The following is a 15,252-nucleotide window of genomic DNA, read 5'->3' as shown; positions in this document are numbered from 1 at the left end:
TCACAGTACTGAGTCTTTATTACAGAGCGGCTTCGTCGGTCTCGCCGGTACGAATACGGATGACGCGCTGCAGTTCAGCCACGAAAATTTTACCGTCGCCAATTTTGCCGGTGTAAGCCGCTTTACTGATGACATCCACCACTTCGTCTAACTGATCGTCGGCAATAGCGATATCAATTTTGACCTTAGGCAGGAAGTTCACGCTGTACTCTGCGCCACGATAAAGCTCTGCATGGCCCTTCTGACGGCCAAAACCTTTCACTTCGGAGACGGTCAGTCCCTGAATGCCGATAGAGGATAAAGCTTCACGTACATCCTCCAGCTTGAATGGCTTAATTACGACGGTAACCAGCTTCATTGGATCCCCTCCAGCGAGTAAATAGGTAACGTTTACGGACACGCAGGGATATAAGCAAAGCCTGTGCCAGAGTGTGAAAATGACGGTAATACGTTGTTCAGGCGAGACGCGACAAGGGATGCTTTAAAGAGGATGGGAAACAGAGAGGCCGAACAGGGGTAATTGCAGCGGAGGGCTGCACTCCTTTGGTGCTTCAGGCGTCAAAGGAGTGCATTTATACAGATTAATCTGATAAAGGTGCGCAAAAAAGGTGCAACTCAGCCTTCAGTTGTTACAGCGACGCCCGATACCAGATCTTCACCTGCCTGCTGCAGCTGATACATCTGCCAGTAACGTCCCTGCATCGCCAGCAGTTGCTGATGCGTACCCTGCTCAACCACACGACCACGATGCAGCACCAGAATCTTGTCTGCTTCAATAATCGTTGAGAGGCGGTGAGCAATCACCACCAGCGTGCTGTGCTGGCGCAGCGTCTCAAGCGTCTGCTGAATAGCCTGCTCGGTGCCGGAATCAATATTGGCCGTCGCTTCGTCGAGGATCAGTATCTGCGGCAAATCAACCAGCACCCGGGCCAGTGCCAGCAGCTGTTTCTGCCCGACCGACAGATTATTGCCCTGCTCGCCCAGCCGGGTATGTATTCCCTCCGGCAACGCATGCGCCAGCGGAGCCAGCTGCACCTGTTCCAGCACCGTCCAGACGGCCTCTTCGCTGATGTCGCGTCCCAGCCGCACATTCGCCAGCAGCGTATCGGCCAGCACCACCGGATCCTGTTGCACCATCGCAATACCGCGCCGCAGCACGGCATGGCTCAGGTTGCTGATAGGTCGATCATCAATGCGGATCTCGCCACGCGTTACCGGGTAGTAACCCATTAACAGGTTCGCCAGCGTGCTTTTACCGCTGCCGGTATGTCCCACCAGCGCCACAAACTCGCGTGGGGCAACCTCAAGATTGATATCACTGAGCACATCGCGGTTTTCACGGTAGGCAAAGCTCAGATTGTTCAGGGTGATACGACCTGAAGCCAGCGGTTGCTGATCGGCACCATACTGCTGCTGTGCGGCATCCATCAGTTCGAAAATACGCTCACCTGAAACTACCGCCTGCTGCAGCATCGATTGCTGAGTGGTCAGCTCAATCAGCGGCTCATTCAGACGCCCCAGATAGGTAATAAAGGCATAGAGTACCCCCACTTCAAACACGCCAGGCATCGAGAAACTAAACAGGATCAGCAGCCCACACAACACCATCGCTGAAAACAGACTCAACAGCGGACGCAGCAGAAAACCATCCAGACGCAGCGTTTCCATTCGCGCCAGATAGTGAGAGCGGCTTGCTTCGCCCATTCGCTCACCAAATCGCGCCTGCTGACGAAACTGCTGGATCACGCTCATACCGCTGATGACTTCGTTAAAGCCATTATTGATGTCTGCCAGATAGCTGCGAACCCGACGGGCAATGGGCGTGCTGTAACGCTGATAGATGAACATCACCACCAGTACCAGCGGGAAGATCATCATCGCCACCAGCGCCATGCGCCAGTCAAGGCTGAACATCGCCACCATCATAGCGCCGACCAGTGCGGCACTGCGCAACACGGTTGAAACCACCGTGACGTAGAGATCGCGGATGACTTCGGTGTCGTTAGTCACGCGTGAAATAATCTGCCCGACCGGCTGGGTATCAAAGGCACTCAGCGGCTGACAGAGTGCGGCATTCATCACGTCACTGCGTAACCGCTGTACCACGCCGATAGCGGCTCGGTTAAACAACAGCGCCTGCCAGTAGTGCAGCCCGGCGGCCAGCAGCTGAAGCAGGATAAAACTGACCACCAGTCCGGCGACCACTCCCCAGGGCATCTGATGTTTCGCCACCAGGTTATCGATAAAGTAGCTGACCAGAACCGGTCCGGTCACTTCCGCCGCGGCAGCGATCCACAGCATCCCTACCGCCAGCGACAGGGATTTACGCCACGGCTTACCGTAGCTCAGCAGACGCTTCAGGGTAGGCCACAAGCGTGCAGACTTAGCCATGCGGCACTCCTTTCTCATTTTCATCATCATCCAGCGCCGCTTCCAGTTGCTGGTAACGGTACATGTCCCGATACCAGCCAGCACTGCCGGTCAGCGCATCGTGGTCGCCCCGCTGCGCCACTCTGCCCTGCTGCAGGACCAGGATTTCACTGGCTTCCGTCAGTGCCGATAAGCGGTGCGCGCTGATAATCAGCGTGCGTCCCTGCCCCCAGATGCGCAGGTTATGCAGGATTTCGTGTTCGGTACGGCCATCCACCGCGGAAAGCGCGTCGTCCAGAATCAGGATTTCCGCATTCAGCAGCAGCGCCCGGGCAATCGAAAGACGCTGCTTCTGTCCACCCGACAGCATCACACCGCGCTCCCCGACTTCCGTTTCATAGCCCTGCGGCAGACGCAGGATATCGTCATGAACGCAGGCCAGCGTGGCGGCATGCTCAATCTCCTGCTGGGTTGCGCCCGGTTTCCCCAGCGCAATATTGTTCGCCACGCTGTCTGAGAACAGGAACGGTGTCTGGCTGACCACGGCCAGACGGCTGCGCCAGCTATCCAGCCGCAACTGCGGCAGCGGGATCTGGTGATAACGGATGTCGCCCTGCTGAATATCAAAGTGGCGCTGAATCAGGCTAAGCAGCGTACTTTTGCCACTGCCGGTTGGTCCGCACAGCCCCAGCATCTCGCCGGGTTTCAGCTGGAAGCTGACATCGCTTAAGACCGGACCCACGCTGGCCGGATAGTTAAAGGCACGAATCGCGACCTGCAGCGTGCCCGGTTCAGATGGCAGTGACTTATCGCCATCTTCCACCGCTGGTGCTTCCGCCAGCAGCGCGCCGATACGGCTCCAGGCGGCGCTGCCGCGTTCAACAATATTAAACATCCACGCCAGCGCCAGCATCGGCCAGATCATCAGGCCGAGATACATCACAAAGCTGGTGAGCTGCCCCAGCGTCATCTCTCCATGCCAGACCAGCCAGCTGCCGCCACCAATCGCCAGCAGGTTTGAGAAGCCGATAGCGATATAGATAGTGGGATCGAAACGGGCATCGACCCGCGCCACGCGCAGGTTTTTTTCACCGGTATCGCGGGCGATATCGGAAAATTGCTGCGACTGATGCTGTTCAAGGCCAAAGGATTTAATCATCCGGATGCTGGTCAGGCTCTCCTGCGTCTGATCGTTGAGACTGGAGAAGGCGGCCTGTGCCAGCTTAAAGCGATGGTGCAGTTGATTACCGTAGCGATGGATCACGATGGCCATAATGGGCATCGGCACCAGCGCAAGCAGCGTCAGCTGCCAGCTGATCTGCGTGCTCATTACCAGCAGCACCACGCAGCCCATGACCAGCGAGTCGACCAGCGTCAGTACTCCTTCCCCGGCAGCAAACACCACCCGATCCACGTCGTTGGTGGCGCGCGCAATCAGGTCGCCGGTGCGGTGACGCAGATAAAATGCCGGTTGCTGACGACTCAGCTGGCGATAGAAATCTTCGCGCAGCTCAACCGCCAGCTGGTAGGAGGCACCAAACAGCAGCACGCGCCAGACATAGCGCAGCAGATAGACCACCACCGCCGTTGCCAGCATGATCCCAATCCACATCATGATGCGGCTGGTGCTCATGTTGTCACGCGTCACGCCATCGACAATCACCCCGACCACATGCGGTGGCAGCAGCTGCAGAATAGCAATAACAATCAGCAGGAGGACCGCGCCCAGATAGCGCCGCCACTCCCGCAGAAAATACCAACTTAATTGACTGAATAATCGCACAACGCTGCTCTCAATCTCAGGCCCTCAGGGGGCGACAGGTAAAGCCGTGGTGTATTTAATCTCTTCCATGGCGAAGCTGGATGTCACATCAATCAGGCCGGGCACCCCATTCACTACTCGCTTGTAGAAAGCATCATAGCTTTTCATGTCGGCCACCTGAATGCGCAGCAGGTAATCATACTCGCCTGCCATACGGTAAAAGGCCATTACCTCCGGCATGCTGCTCACCACCGAGACAAATGCCTGATACCAGTCGCGGCTGTGCTGCTGCGTTTTAACAAACATAAACGCCGTCAGTGACAGTCCGATTTTATCTCCATCCAGCAACGCCACCCGTGCGCGAATAATGCCATCATCTTCAAGCTTTTTCAGGCGCTTCCAGCAGGGTGTGGTGGTGAGGTTGACGGCATCCGCCAGCGCCTGCAGCGACAGCGTGCAGTCATGCTGCAGCAGTGAGAGCAATTTAAGGTCAGTTTTATCTAACATTCGCGGCTCCGGGAGAATCATTTTCTCCATTACCGCCATTTTAGCGGTAATTGTGCAATCTCTTTTTCCTGCACGTGCCATAAAATAGCCGCATCACTTTTTTACCGGACGCCTGAGATGCACACCTGCTGGATTCGCCACGCTATCAACGAAATTAACGCTGATTTTCAACGATCGGCTGAGACCCATTTGATCCGTTTCGATCTGGCGGACTTTCCCGGTATCTGGTTCTATATGAAAGATGAAAGTACCCATCCCAGTGGCAGTCTTAAACACCGGCTGGCACGATCCCTGTTCCTCTACGGCCTCTCCAACGGCTGGATTAAACAGGATACGCCGATTATCGAAGCCTCGTCAGGCAGCACTGCCGTTTCTGAGGCGTACTTCGCAAGGCTGCTGGGTCTGCCCTTTATTGCGGTGATGCCGGCGAGCACGGCGAAGCGTAAAATTGAGCAGATCACTTTTTATGGCGGACAGTGCCATTTTGTTGAAGATCCCTGCCAGCTCTATGCTGAATCTGAACGGCTGGCGCGGGAGCTCAATGGCCATTTTATGGATCAGTTTACCTATGCTGAACGTGCCACCGACTGGCGCGGCAATAACAATATTGCAGAGAGCATTTTCCGTCAGATGGAGCATGAACCTTATCCGATTCCCCATACGATAATCATGAGTGCGGGCACCGGCGGCACCTCAGCCACGCTGGGCCGCTATATCCGTTATCAGGGACTGGAAACTAAACTACTGGTGGTTGATCCGCAGCATTCGGTGTTTTTTGATTACTGGCAGCAGCGTGATGCTACCCTGACCAGCGCGCGCGGCAGCATGATCGAAGGAATTGGCCGTCCGCGAGTGGAGCCGTCGTTTATGCCTGACGTGATCGACGAAATGATCAAAGTGCCGGATGGTGCAACGCTGGCCGCCATGCTGAAACTGGAAAAGATTCTGGGACGCAAGCCTGGCGCCTCTACCGGCACCAATTTCTGGGGCATGATGCAGGTGGCAAAACGCCTACGGGCAGCGAATCAGCAGGGAGCACTGGTGACACTGCTGTGCGACAGCGGCGAACGTTATCCCGATAGCTACTATCAGCCTGAGTGGGTGGCAAAACATATTGGCGATATCACGCCATGGCAGCGCGAGCTGGAATAAAAAACCGGACATCCTGTCCGGTTCACGGCAATCCTCAGCATTCGGGGGAATACGCGAGGTCGGGTGTTGCCAGCCAGTGATTTAAATAGTGAGACACCGCCTGTGTCTCGCAATGCCCTAATACCGGCAGATGCGGTAGCGCGGCTTTCAGCTGCGCCATCGCATTGCCCATGATAAAACCCTGTCCGGCCTGCGCCAGCATCTCGCGATCGTTCATCGCGTCACCAAACGCCATACACTCCGCCATGGTCAGCGACAGATGGTCACATAACAGTGCCAGCGCGCTGCCTTTATTGCAGCTGGCGGGTAACACCTCCAGACAATCCACGGCAGAGAAGCAGATGTTAGCCTGCTCGCCCAGTGCGGCATCCAGCTCTGTTTTTAGCTGACAGAGGCGCTGATGCTGATCGATAAAGCAGATTTTTGTCACCTGATGCGCGGGCAACCTTTTAAGATCGCACAGCTGATAGCCAAATCCGCTGATCTGATGGGCCACCAGCAGTTCAGGCTGTGGGTGATCGGTAAACCACCCCTGATTGTTGAAAACATGCAGGGTGGCGGGCGTATCCCAGCGGCGGTGGATCACCTCTTCGGCGACCGCAGAGGGCAGATCACGCGCAAAGATCAGATTGCCCTGCCTGTCGTGTACACGGGTACCATTACCGGTAATCAGCCACGCGGGCAGTGTCATTTTTTCCCGTAAGATCTGCATCTCCAGCAGATGGCGGCCCGTCGCTAGCGCCAGATTAACGCCACGCAGATGCAACGCCTGCAGGCTATCCAGCGTCTGCTGACCCAGCTGATGATCCGGCAGCAATAATGTGCCATCCATATCGAACGCGGCTAAACGCACCATGATTTACCTCCTGCTGAAAGATGAACTCCACTATTGCCTGTTAATTGCGGAACTAATAGTGAATACTTTTAAAAAACTGTTCCGGGTTTAACATGCGCCAGCTTAACCGTCTTAATCAGTTCCAGCGTCTGTGGCAGCAGAGTCAGGGCGCCCCACAGCAAACCTGCGTGGCGGAGATGGCCCGCCACTGTATCTGCAGCGAGCGTCATCTGCGCACGTTGCTGTCACAGTGGCAGCATGCAGGCTGGCTCAGCTGGCGCGGCGAGCCTGGCCGTGGCAAACAGGGACAGATAGTGTTTCTGCGCTCACCTGAACAATTACGGCAGCAGTTGCTGCAACAACAGCTCGACGCCGGAGACGCCGCTGAGGCCTTGCAGCTGCTGGATCTGCCGCCGGAAAGGCTGATCAATATGCTGCGGCCATTAATGGGTGGACAGTGGCAGAACGATACGCCGGTTCTGCGCATCCCCTACTATCGTCCGATGGAGAGCACAGAGCCGCGCCAGATTACCGGTCGGGCCGAGCAGCACCTGGCTCGCCAGATCTATTCCGGTCTGACCCGCTTTGAGCAGGATGAGCCGGTCGGCGATCTGGCGCATCACTGGCAATATGACGAGGCGTCATCTGGCTGGTTATTCTGGTTACGGCCTCAGCTGATGTGGCACAACGACGAGCCTCTGCAGGCCGCACAACTGGTGGCGCAATTCCGCCAGCTGTTGCGGGATACGCGCGTCAGTGTGTTGCTGGCCGATGTGGTCAGCGTGGATGCGCCCCATCCGCTTGCGGTGCGTTTCGTACTGCGCCGCCCTGATTTCTGGCTGCCCCATCGGCTCGCCCACTTGTTGTGCCTGCTGCCCCATCCCATCGATCCCGTCACGGGCAGCGGGCCGTGGAAACTCAGGCACTTCAGCGCCGAGCTGGTGAGGATTGAAAGTCACGCGCGCTGGCATCTGCAGCGTCCTCTGCTGCAGGCGGTGGAGTACTGGATTACCCCTCAGCTGTTTGATCCCGCTCTCGGCAGCAGCTGTCGTCATCCGGTGCAGATTGCGATAGGCGATGCCACAGAGCTCAGGACGCTGCAACCGGTCAGCAGCAGTATCAGCCTCGGCTTCTGTTATCTGGTCTGCCGGCCGCGAGCCGGATTTACCCCTGATCAGGCGCGCACGCTTTTCCAGCTGATCCAGCAAAGCGGCATTGTCAGCCGGTTGCCTCTGGATGAGGGACTCATCACTCCCAGTAAAGAGCTATTACCTGGCTGGAGTGTGCCGCTGATTGATGCTGTCAGGGTTCCCTTACCGGCAACCCTGACGCTGCATTATCAGTTGCCGGTTGAGCTGCACCAGATGTCACAGGCGCTGGTTGCACTGTTAAAACAGCACGGCTGCACCCTGAAGGTAGTTTTTCATCCGGTAAAAAACTGGCACGGCATCGACCCGCTTGATGAGGCAGATATCGTGATGGGCGACAGACTGATTGGTGATGCGCCGGTCTTTACGCTGGCCAGTTGGTTGCAGACTGACCCGCTATGGCAGCCGCTGTGGCCCACACTGCAGGGCGAAGAGATTCAGGCGCAACTGCTGGCTATCCAGCAAATTGCTGACGACGAAACCCGTGCCCGCTCGCTGCATCAGCTTTATCATCAGCTGATGACGGGCGGCATCCTGCTGCCACTGTTCAATTATCGCTATCAAATCTACGCGCCGCCGGGCGTTGAAGGGATTGAACTGAATACGCTGGGCTGGTTCGATTTCAGCCGCGCATGGATCCCGCCGCCCATTGATCTGCCATGCAGCTGTTCAGCGGCGGACTGAGGCATTACCATAAGCACAAAATTAATTATCAGGAAAACACCATGAAACGCGCTGTTGTAGTTTTCAGCGGTGGACAAGACTCCACTACCTGCCTGATTCAGGCCTTAGAACAATATGATGACGTTCATTGCGTCACTTTCGACTATGGACAACGCCATCGGGAAGAGATCGATGTGGCCCGCGACCTGGCGATTAAATTGGGCGCGCGCGCGCATAAAGTGCTGGATGTCACCATGCTGAACGAACTCGCCGTCAGCAGCCTGACGCGGGATAACATTCCGGTGCCGGCTTATAATCCCGAGGCCAGTGGATTACCCAGTACGTTTGTGCCGGGACGCAATATTCTCTTTCTGACGCTGGCCTCGGTTTACGCTTATCAGGTCGAAGCGGAAGCGGTGATCACTGGTGTCTGTGAGACCGATTTCTCCGGCTATCCCGATTGCCGCGATGAGTTTGTCAAAGCGCTGAACCATGCGGTGTCGCTGGGCATGGCGCGCGATGTTCGTTTTGAGACGCCGCTGATGTGGCTCAATAAAGCGGAAACCTGGGCGCTGGCGGATTACTGGCAGCAGCTTGCGCTGGTACGCGAGCAGACGCTGACCTGCTATAACGGCGTGAAAGGTGATGGATGTGGTGAGTGTGCAGCCTGTCATTTACGGGCCAATGGCCTGCAGGGTTATCTCAACGATCGTGCTGGCGTAATGGCGGCAATGAAAGCAAAAAGCGGTCTTAACTAAGAGTGTCTGAGGTGGCGGCAGAGAATCCGGGTTGCCGCCTTTTTATCGACTCATGCCATCAGACGCATCAGTCGCTCACGCAACTCCCCTTCCAGCGCAACCGCCTTCTGAGTCCGCAAATCAATACAGACAAAAGTGAGTGCGGCATCCGCCACCACGGTCTCCTGCCCTGCCAGCAAAACCCGCTGCGCAATAATGCCGCTTTTGCCATTCAACTGCGTGATCTCACTGTCGATAGTCAGTACGTCGCCCAGCACGGCCGGGCGACGGTAGTTGATGTTGATGTTTACCACCACAAAAGCCAGTTTCTGTTCCTGCAACCAGTGGAATGCTTCCACCTCTTCCAGCCATTCCCAGCGCGCCTCCTCCAGAAACTCAAGATAGCGCGCATTATTGACGTGCTGATAGACATCCAGATGATAGCCGCGCACTTTTATGGTGGTCTGCATGGTCATGCTCTCCTGCTGCTGTGAATTAACTGGTTGGACCTGTTCACTTTAGCAGAGTCGCCTGTCTATCGTGGGTTAAGCATCACAGATGTGTACTGCTTCACAATTTCAGCCGGGCCGCATTTCGCTCTATCAACGCATTGCCGATACCCGGTACTTCACTGAGTTGCTGAATTGCGCTAAACGGTCCGTACTGTTCGCGATAGCTCACAATTGCCTGCGCCTTTTTCAGCCCCACCCCATTCATAACGGCAGAGAGCTGTTCGGCTGTTGCTTCATTAATGCTGACCTGATCCTGCTGTGGCTGCGCGGCGGCTTCCGGCTTCGACGCAGGATGTGAGCTCTGCGTAACGGCTGCGCTGACAGGTTCAGGTGCCGCAGAGACGCTGCTGTGACAGAGTGCGCCGCCCAGCGCGAGTGAAAGATAAAAGGCAACGAGTTTAGGTTTAGCCATGCTGTGTTTCTCCTTGTGTGTAAACAGCAGCGACAGAGTGGCACTACTGCACACAAGGCTCAAAAGCGGGATTTCAGAAATGGAAAAGGCCGCGAATGCGGCCTTTGATTGTTACAGTCGTTGCGCAGTTTCTGCGAGGCTTACTGCATTTGTGCGGCAGCGCCGTACTTAATTTTGGCCTCTTTACGCAGGTTTTGCAGTAACGCTTCAAACGCCAGCTGCGCATTATTCTGCGTGACGCCTTTGACCATTTCGTCAATCTGCGCCTGCGGCATGCTGCCGGTTTTAACTTTATCAACCGCCACCAGTACCACATTGCCCTGCATATCTTCGCTGACACCCCAGGAAGGTTTATTTTCCGCAGGCTGAGGCAGGTTAAAGGCAGTCTGTGCCACCGGATCCTGCGCATTACGATCAACGGTCTTGCTGGCGCTCAGCGTCAGACCTGCGGCAGTCAGCGCATCCTGCTTACCGGCTTTCAGATCGGTCAGCAGCTTATCGGCCTGAGCTTTCGCCTGCTGCGTCGCTTTATTATGCTTAAGCGTGTCAGTGATCTGCGCCTTAACCTGCTCAAGCGGTTTTACCGCTTCCGGTTTATGCTCACTGATACGCAGCACAAAGGCACGGTCGCCATCGACAGTGATGATATCGGAGTTGTTGCCCGGCGCGCCGTTTTGCCCGACCAGACCGCCATTAAAGATCGCCTGCTTCACCGCATCAAAGTTAAGCTCATCTGGCAGCGTATCCTGACTGAACCAGCCAGTCTCTTTCGCTTTCAGACCAGAAGCCTGCTCTGCACCCGCCAGTGACTCATTGTCATTGCTGGCCGCTTCGCTGACTTTCTGTTGCACTTTGTAGAAGGCATCAACGCCCTTCTCCTGCTTCACTTTCGCTGCAATGGCGCTGCGCACTTCATCCAGTGGCTTAACCTGCTCTGGCTGAATATCGTCAAGACGAACCACCAGGAAGCCCACTGAAGATTTGATCACGCCTGACATCTGGCCTTTCTCAGTCAGACCGGCATTTTTCAGCTCATCCGGAGTCGTAGAGGGTTCCAGCCAGCCCATATCGCCGCCCTTACGCGCCGAGATCGGGTCAATGGATTTGGCTTTTGCCACGTCAGCGAAGCTGGCACCCGCTTTCAGCTGCGCCAGGACCGCATTGGCATCGGCTTCAGTTTTGGTCTGAATGACGCTGTAGCGCGTACGCTGTGGCTGCGAATAGTCCGCTTTATGCTGGTCGTACCAGGCCTGAATATCGGCCTCGCTGGCATCCTGCTGCATGCTGGCTGCATCCATCAGGAGGTAGCTGACACGGAACTGCTCTGGTGCCATAAAGCTGGTTTTATGCTGCTGATAATACTGACTGATTTCGTCGTCAGTAACGGCCTGCTTCGCCGCCAGTACATTGACGTCCAGCGTCGCCTGACGAATCTCACGCTGCTGTGAAACCAGGTCCACCAGTTTGCTGGCTTCGCCTTTCAGCGTGAAGTCGGTGTTAGCCACGGCATTGATCAGCTGTTGATTGGAGAGCTGTTTACGCAACGCTTCGGCATACTGGTCGGCGCTGAAGCCCATATTGCTGATCAGACTCAGATATTTGGCATTGTCGAATTTACCGTTGGTCTGAAAAGCCTGCTGATTGAAGATAGCCTGCTTCACCTGATCGTCGCTGATGCTGAGGTGGAGATCTTTGATGTAGCTATCAAGCAGCGCCTGATCGATTAACTGCGACAGCGCCTGCTGGCGAATCTGCTGCATGTAGCCATCGTTGCTGGCCAGCTGTGAGAACTGATCGCCCAGCATCTGCTGCTGACGACTGCGCTCGCTGTTGAACGCCTGCTCCAGCTGTCCCCGGCTAATCTCCTGGCCGTTAACTTTGGCCGCATAGTCGTTATTGCCGCCAATCAGATAGTTGCCAACGCCCGTCAGCACAAAGGAGAGGATAATCAGCCCCAAAATAATCTTGAGCACGACATGGTTCGACGCCGCGCGTAAATTGTCCATCATGGTATGGCAACACTCCGCTGTAGTGTGAATGTAAAGCTCGGTCGCAATTCGCCATTGGCTGGCGACTCACGCAACTGCTGGCTTAGCTGGCAGTCTCAATCCGGTCCAGGTCCATCTTACGGCCCGATTCTCACCGGTTAAAACAAAAAAGGCACATCTGATTGATGTGCCCGTATGTTACATGAGAACGGGTTAATCGTCCTCTAATCCACTGAAGAAAATGCGTCAATGAATCTATTCGTTGTTATTAATTGACAGCGTCTTTCAATGCTTTACCAGCACGGAAGCCTGGTACTTTACCTGCCGGGATGGTGATCTCTTTACCGGTTTGCGGGTTGCGGCCGGTACGTGCAGCGCGGTCACGCACAGAGAATGTGCCGAAACCTACCAGAGCCACTTCATCACCGTCTTTCAGCGCATCTGAAACTGAGCCCATAAATGCATCTAAAACACGTCCCGCTGCAGCTTTAGAAATATCAGCATCGGCAGCAATTTTGTCGATCAATTGTGACTTATTCACTCTCTTCATCCCCTCTTTTATTATTTCACATCGTACCCTGCATCCGGCAGGGTGCGAACGCGCAGCAAGTTATATCAAGCCTGTGGAGCCGAAACAACGGAATTTCTCTGAGAACGTCGCGTCGGCAGCCACCTAAATTAACGGCACAAAAAAAAGCTGGCAAGCGCCAATTGCCTTGCCAGCTCCGCTTTTTAACGGTTTTTGCCGTTAATCACTATTTTGCTGTTACAACCTGCATACCGTATGGCGCATTTTCCAGTGCCAGATTCAGCACCTCTTCAATGCGTTTCACCGGATGAATCTCCAGATCGGCAATCACGTTCTGTGGAATCTCTTCCAGGTCGCGCTTGTTGTCGTCAGGGATCAGCACGGTTTTAATGCCACCACGGTGCGCTGCCAGCAGTTTCTCTTTCAGCCCGCCAATCGGCAGCACCTGACCACGCAGGGTGATCTCACCGGTCATCGCCACATCCGCCCGCACCGGGTTACCGGTCAGACAGGAGACCAGCGCAGTACACATGGCGATACCGGCACTTGGACCATCTTTCGGCGTAGCGCCTTCAGGGACGTGAACGTGAATATCACGTTTTTCGTAGAAGTCACCATTGATGCCCAGCTTCTCGGCACGCGCACGCACCACGGTCAGCGCAGCCTGAATCGACTCCTGCATCACTTCACCCAGAGAACCGGTGTAAGTCAGCTTGCCTTTGCCTGGTACGCAGGCGGTTTCGATAGTCAGCAAATCGCCACCCACTTCCGTCCACGCCAGACCCGTTACCTGACCCACACGGTTTTCGCTGTCCGCACGACCGTAGTCGAAGCGCTGAACGCCCAGGAAATCCTTGAGGTTTTCGCCATTGATGGTGATGTGCTTTTTCGTCTTGTCCATCAGCAGTGATTTCACCGCTTTACGGCACAATTTCGACAGCTCACGCTCAAGGCTACGCACACCGGCTTCACGGGTGTAGTAACGGATAATGCCCACAATCGCGCTGTCTTCAACCGTAATTTCATTGGCTTTCAGGGCATTGCGCTCAATCTGCTTGGTCAGCAGATGCTGCTTAGCGATGTTCAGTTTTTCATCTTCGGTGTAACCCGACAGACGAATCACTTCCATACGGTCCAGCAGCGGTGCCGGGATGTTCATTGAGTTCGATGTAGCAACGAACATCACATCAGAAAGGTCATAGTCGACTTCCAGATAGTGGTCGTTGAACGCAATGTTCTGCTCAGGATCAAGCACTTCCAGCAGCGCTGAAGCCGGATCGCCGCGCATGTCAGAGGACATTTTGTCGATTTCATCCAGCAGGAACAGTGGGTTTTTAACCCCGACTTTCGCCATTTTCTGGATTAATTTACCCGGCATAGAGCCGATGTAAGTACGACGGTGACCGCGGATTTCAGCTTCATCACGCACGCCACCCAGCGCCATACGCACATATTTGCGTCCGGTTGCTTTGGCGATCGACTGACCGAGAGAGGTTTTACCTACCCCTGGCGGTCCGACCAGGCACAGAATCGGCCCTTTGATTTTGCTGACGCGACTCTGAACCGCAAGATACTCAAGAATACGATCCTTCACGCGCTCCAGCCCGTAATGGTCGGTATCCAGCGTCTCCTGCGCTTTACGCAGATCTTTCTTCACTTTACTGCGCGCGTTCCACGGAACCTGCACCATCCAGTCGATATAGCCGCGAACCACGGTCGCTTCAGCGGACATCGGGGACATCATCTTCAGCTTCTGCAGCTCAGCTTCCGCTTTCTCGCGCGCTTCTTCCGGCATTTTTGCCGCATCGATTTTGCGTTTTAACGCTTCGTACTCGTCGGGCGCGTCGTCCATCTCGCCCAGCTCTTTCTGAATCGCCTTCATCTGCTCATTCAGATAGTACTCGCGCTGGCTCTTCTCCATCTGCTTCTTAACACGGTTGCGAATGCGCTTCTCAACCTGCAGCAGATCGATTTCAGATTCCATCATCGCCATCAGATATTCCAGACGTTCGTTGACGTCGGACATCTCCAGCACAGACTGTTTGTCTGCCAGCTTCAGTGGCATATGTGCTGCGACGGTGTCGGCAAGGCGGGCCGCATCGTCAATGTTGTTCAGCGAGGTTAAAACCTCGGGTGGGATCTTTTTGTTGAGTTTGATGTAGCCTTCAAACTGATTGATCGCCGTGCGCACCAGCACTTCCTGCTCGCGCTCTTCGATCTCTGGCGAAACCAGATATTCAGCTTGTGCCACAAAATGGTCACCGTTATCGGCCAGCGTCGTAATGTGGGCGCGCTGTAAACCTTCGACCAGGACTTTGACGGTGCCATCCGGCAGTTTCAGCATTTGTAATACTGATGCAACGGTCCCTACTGAGAAGAGATCGTTAATGCCAGGTTCATCCGTTGAAGCCTCTTTCTGTGCGACCAGCATGATTTTTTTATCATGATCCATTGCGGCTTCAAGGCACCGAATTGATTTTTCCCGGCCAACAAACAACGGAATTACCATGTGCGGATAAACCACCACGTCGCGCAGCGGCAACACGGGGATTTCAATGCGTTCAGAACGCTCAGGATTCATAGAGCTCTCTCTTTGTTTAATGTCCGCCAGGTGATGGGAACCGCATCAGGCAGGTA

Annotated in this window: 13 protein-coding genes; 3 read left to right on the top strand and 10 right to left on the bottom strand. The window is 55.1% G+C overall.

Features of this window, described 5'->3' with window-relative positions:
* Positions 1-19: 19 nt before the first annotated feature.
* The 4 genes from glnK to NR201_RS03375 all read right to left on the bottom strand — a co-directional run bounded on the left by glnK (position 20) and on the right by NR201_RS03375 (position 4,639).
* Entirely contained in the window at positions 20-358 is a 339-nt protein-coding gene (gene glnK, locus NR201_RS03390) for a P-II family nitrogen regulator (protein ID WP_003850469.1), read from the bottom strand.
* 257 nt (positions 359-615) lie between these two features.
* A complete protein-coding gene (locus NR201_RS03385; RefSeq protein ID WP_010255871.1) occupies positions 616-2,391 on the bottom strand; it encodes a SmdB family multidrug efflux ABC transporter permease/ATP-binding protein in 1,776 nt (591 codons plus the stop codon).
* Positions 2,384-4,153 carry a SmdA family multidrug ABC transporter permease/ATP-binding protein gene (locus tag NR201_RS03380; RefSeq protein ID WP_010255867.1) on the bottom strand — a complete coding sequence of 590 codons (1,770 nt, stop codon included), beginning with the start codon at positions 4,151-4,153 and terminating at the stop codon, positions 2,384-2,386. Before NR201_RS03380 ends, NR201_RS03385 begins: the two co-directional genes overlap by 8 nt.
* A gap of 24 nt (positions 4,154-4,177) precedes the next feature.
* Positions 4,178-4,639: an Lrp/AsnC family transcriptional regulator gene (locus tag NR201_RS03375; protein ID WP_031592177.1), complete on the bottom strand. Its 462-nt coding sequence runs from the start codon at positions 4,637-4,639 to the stop codon at positions 4,178-4,180.
* A gap of 117 nt (positions 4,640-4,756) precedes the next feature.
* Here NR201_RS03375 and NR201_RS03370 point away from each other — a divergent pair, with 117 nt between their 5' ends.
* The gene (locus tag NR201_RS03370; RefSeq protein ID WP_064689923.1) at positions 4,757-5,791 is read left to right on the top strand and encodes a PLP-dependent cysteine synthase family protein; all 1,035 of its coding nucleotides are present in this window, start codon (positions 4,757-4,759) and stop codon (positions 5,789-5,791) included.
* A gap of 34 nt (positions 5,792-5,825) precedes the next feature.
* On the opposite strand, the gene cof is transcribed toward NR201_RS03370, so the two are convergent.
* Positions 5,826-6,647, bottom strand: coding sequence for an HMP-PP phosphatase (cof, locus tag NR201_RS03365; RefSeq protein WP_256849378.1), 822 nt, complete (start codon positions 6,645-6,647; stop codon positions 5,826-5,828).
* A gap of 92 nt (positions 6,648-6,739) precedes the next feature.
* Between cof and NR201_RS03360 the strand changes: the two genes are divergently transcribed.
* Positions 6,740-8,458: an SgrR family transcriptional regulator gene (locus NR201_RS03360; protein WP_163799299.1), complete on the top strand. Its 1,719-nt coding sequence runs from the start codon at positions 6,740-6,742 to the stop codon at positions 8,456-8,458.
* A gap of 41 nt (positions 8,459-8,499) precedes the next feature.
* Complete coding sequence (gene queC, locus NR201_RS03355) at positions 8,500-9,195, top strand: 7-cyano-7-deazaguanine synthase QueC (protein WP_031592184.1); 696 nt, start codon at positions 8,500-8,502, stop codon at positions 9,193-9,195.
* Between the two features lie 50 nt (positions 9,196-9,245).
* On the opposite strand, the gene NR201_RS03350 is transcribed toward queC, so the two are convergent.
* From NR201_RS03350 to lon, 5 genes are all read right to left on the bottom strand, one after another.
* Positions 9,246-9,644 (bottom strand): YbgC/FadM family acyl-CoA thioesterase, encoded by a 399-nt coding sequence (locus NR201_RS03350; protein ID WP_010671209.1) that lies wholly within the window; start codon positions 9,642-9,644, stop codon positions 9,246-9,248.
* Between the two features lie 100 nt (positions 9,645-9,744).
* Positions 9,745-10,098: a helix-hairpin-helix domain-containing protein gene (locus tag NR201_RS03345; RefSeq protein ID WP_022626117.1), complete on the bottom strand. Its 354-nt coding sequence runs from the start codon at positions 10,096-10,098 to the stop codon at positions 9,745-9,747.
* A gap of 140 nt (positions 10,099-10,238) precedes the next feature.
* A complete protein-coding gene (ppiD, locus tag NR201_RS03340; RefSeq protein ID WP_256849377.1) occupies positions 10,239-12,107 on the bottom strand; it encodes a peptidylprolyl isomerase in 1,869 nt (622 codons plus the stop codon).
* A 247-nt stretch (positions 12,108-12,354) separates the two neighbouring features.
* On the bottom strand, positions 12,355-12,627 hold the full coding sequence (gene hupB / locus NR201_RS03335; RefSeq protein WP_009091701.1) for a nucleoid-associated protein HU-beta: 273 nt from the start codon (positions 12,625-12,627) through the stop codon (positions 12,355-12,357).
* Positions 12,628-12,841: 214 nt separating this feature from the next.
* The gene (gene lon, locus NR201_RS03330; protein ID WP_010255415.1) at positions 12,842-15,196 is read right to left on the bottom strand and encodes an endopeptidase La; all 2,355 of its coding nucleotides are present in this window, start codon (positions 15,194-15,196) and stop codon (positions 12,842-12,844) included.
* Between the last annotated feature and the right edge of the window lie 56 nt (positions 15,197-15,252).

Source organism: Pantoea sp. Fr-CA_6, assembly GCF_024520895.1.
GTDB classification, from domain to species: Bacteria; Pseudomonadota; Gammaproteobacteria; order Enterobacterales; family Enterobacteriaceae; genus Pantoea; species Pantoea agglomerans.
The sequence above is the reverse complement of the archived record's forward strand: the minus strand, read 5'-3'. Positions and strand labels throughout refer to the sequence as shown.

Bases quoted from the DNA above. Each gene is read 5' to 3' on its own strand.
- queC (WP_031592184.1), top strand. From the start codon at position 8,500: ATGAAACGCGCTGTTGTAGTTTTCAGCGGTGGACAAGACTCCACTACC.
- glnK (WP_003850469.1), bottom strand. From the start codon at position 358: ATGAAGCTGGTTACCGTCGTAATTAAGCCATTCAAGCTGGAGGATGTA.
- ppiD (WP_256849377.1), bottom strand. From the start codon at position 12,107: ATGATGGACAATTTACGCGCGGCGTCGAACCATGTCGTGCTCAAGATT.
- NR201_RS03345 (WP_022626117.1), bottom strand. From the start codon at position 10,098: ATGGCTAAACCTAAACTCGTTGCCTTTTATCTTTCACTCGCGCTGGGC.
- NR201_RS03385 (WP_010255871.1), bottom strand. From the start codon at position 2,391: ATGGCTAAGTCTGCACGCTTGTGGCCTACCCTGAAGCGTCTGCTGAGC.
- NR201_RS03375 (WP_031592177.1), bottom strand. From the start codon at position 4,639: ATGTTAGATAAAACTGACCTTAAATTGCTCTCACTGCTGCAGCATGAC.
- NR201_RS03370 (WP_064689923.1), top strand. From the start codon at position 4,757: ATGCACACCTGCTGGATTCGCCACGCTATCAACGAAATTAACGCTGAT.
- lon (WP_010255415.1), bottom strand. From the start codon at position 15,196: ATGAATCCTGAGCGTTCTGAACGCATTGAAATCCCCGTGTTGCCGCTG.
- cof (WP_256849378.1), bottom strand. From the start codon at position 6,647: ATGGTGCGTTTAGCCGCGTTCGATATGGATGGCACATTATTGCTGCCG.
- NR201_RS03360 (WP_163799299.1), top strand. From the start codon at position 6,740: ATGCGCCAGCTTAACCGTCTTAATCAGTTCCAGCGTCTGTGGCAGCAG.
- NR201_RS03350 (WP_010671209.1), bottom strand. From the start codon at position 9,644: ATGCAGACCACCATAAAAGTGCGCGGCTATCATCTGGATGTCTATCAG.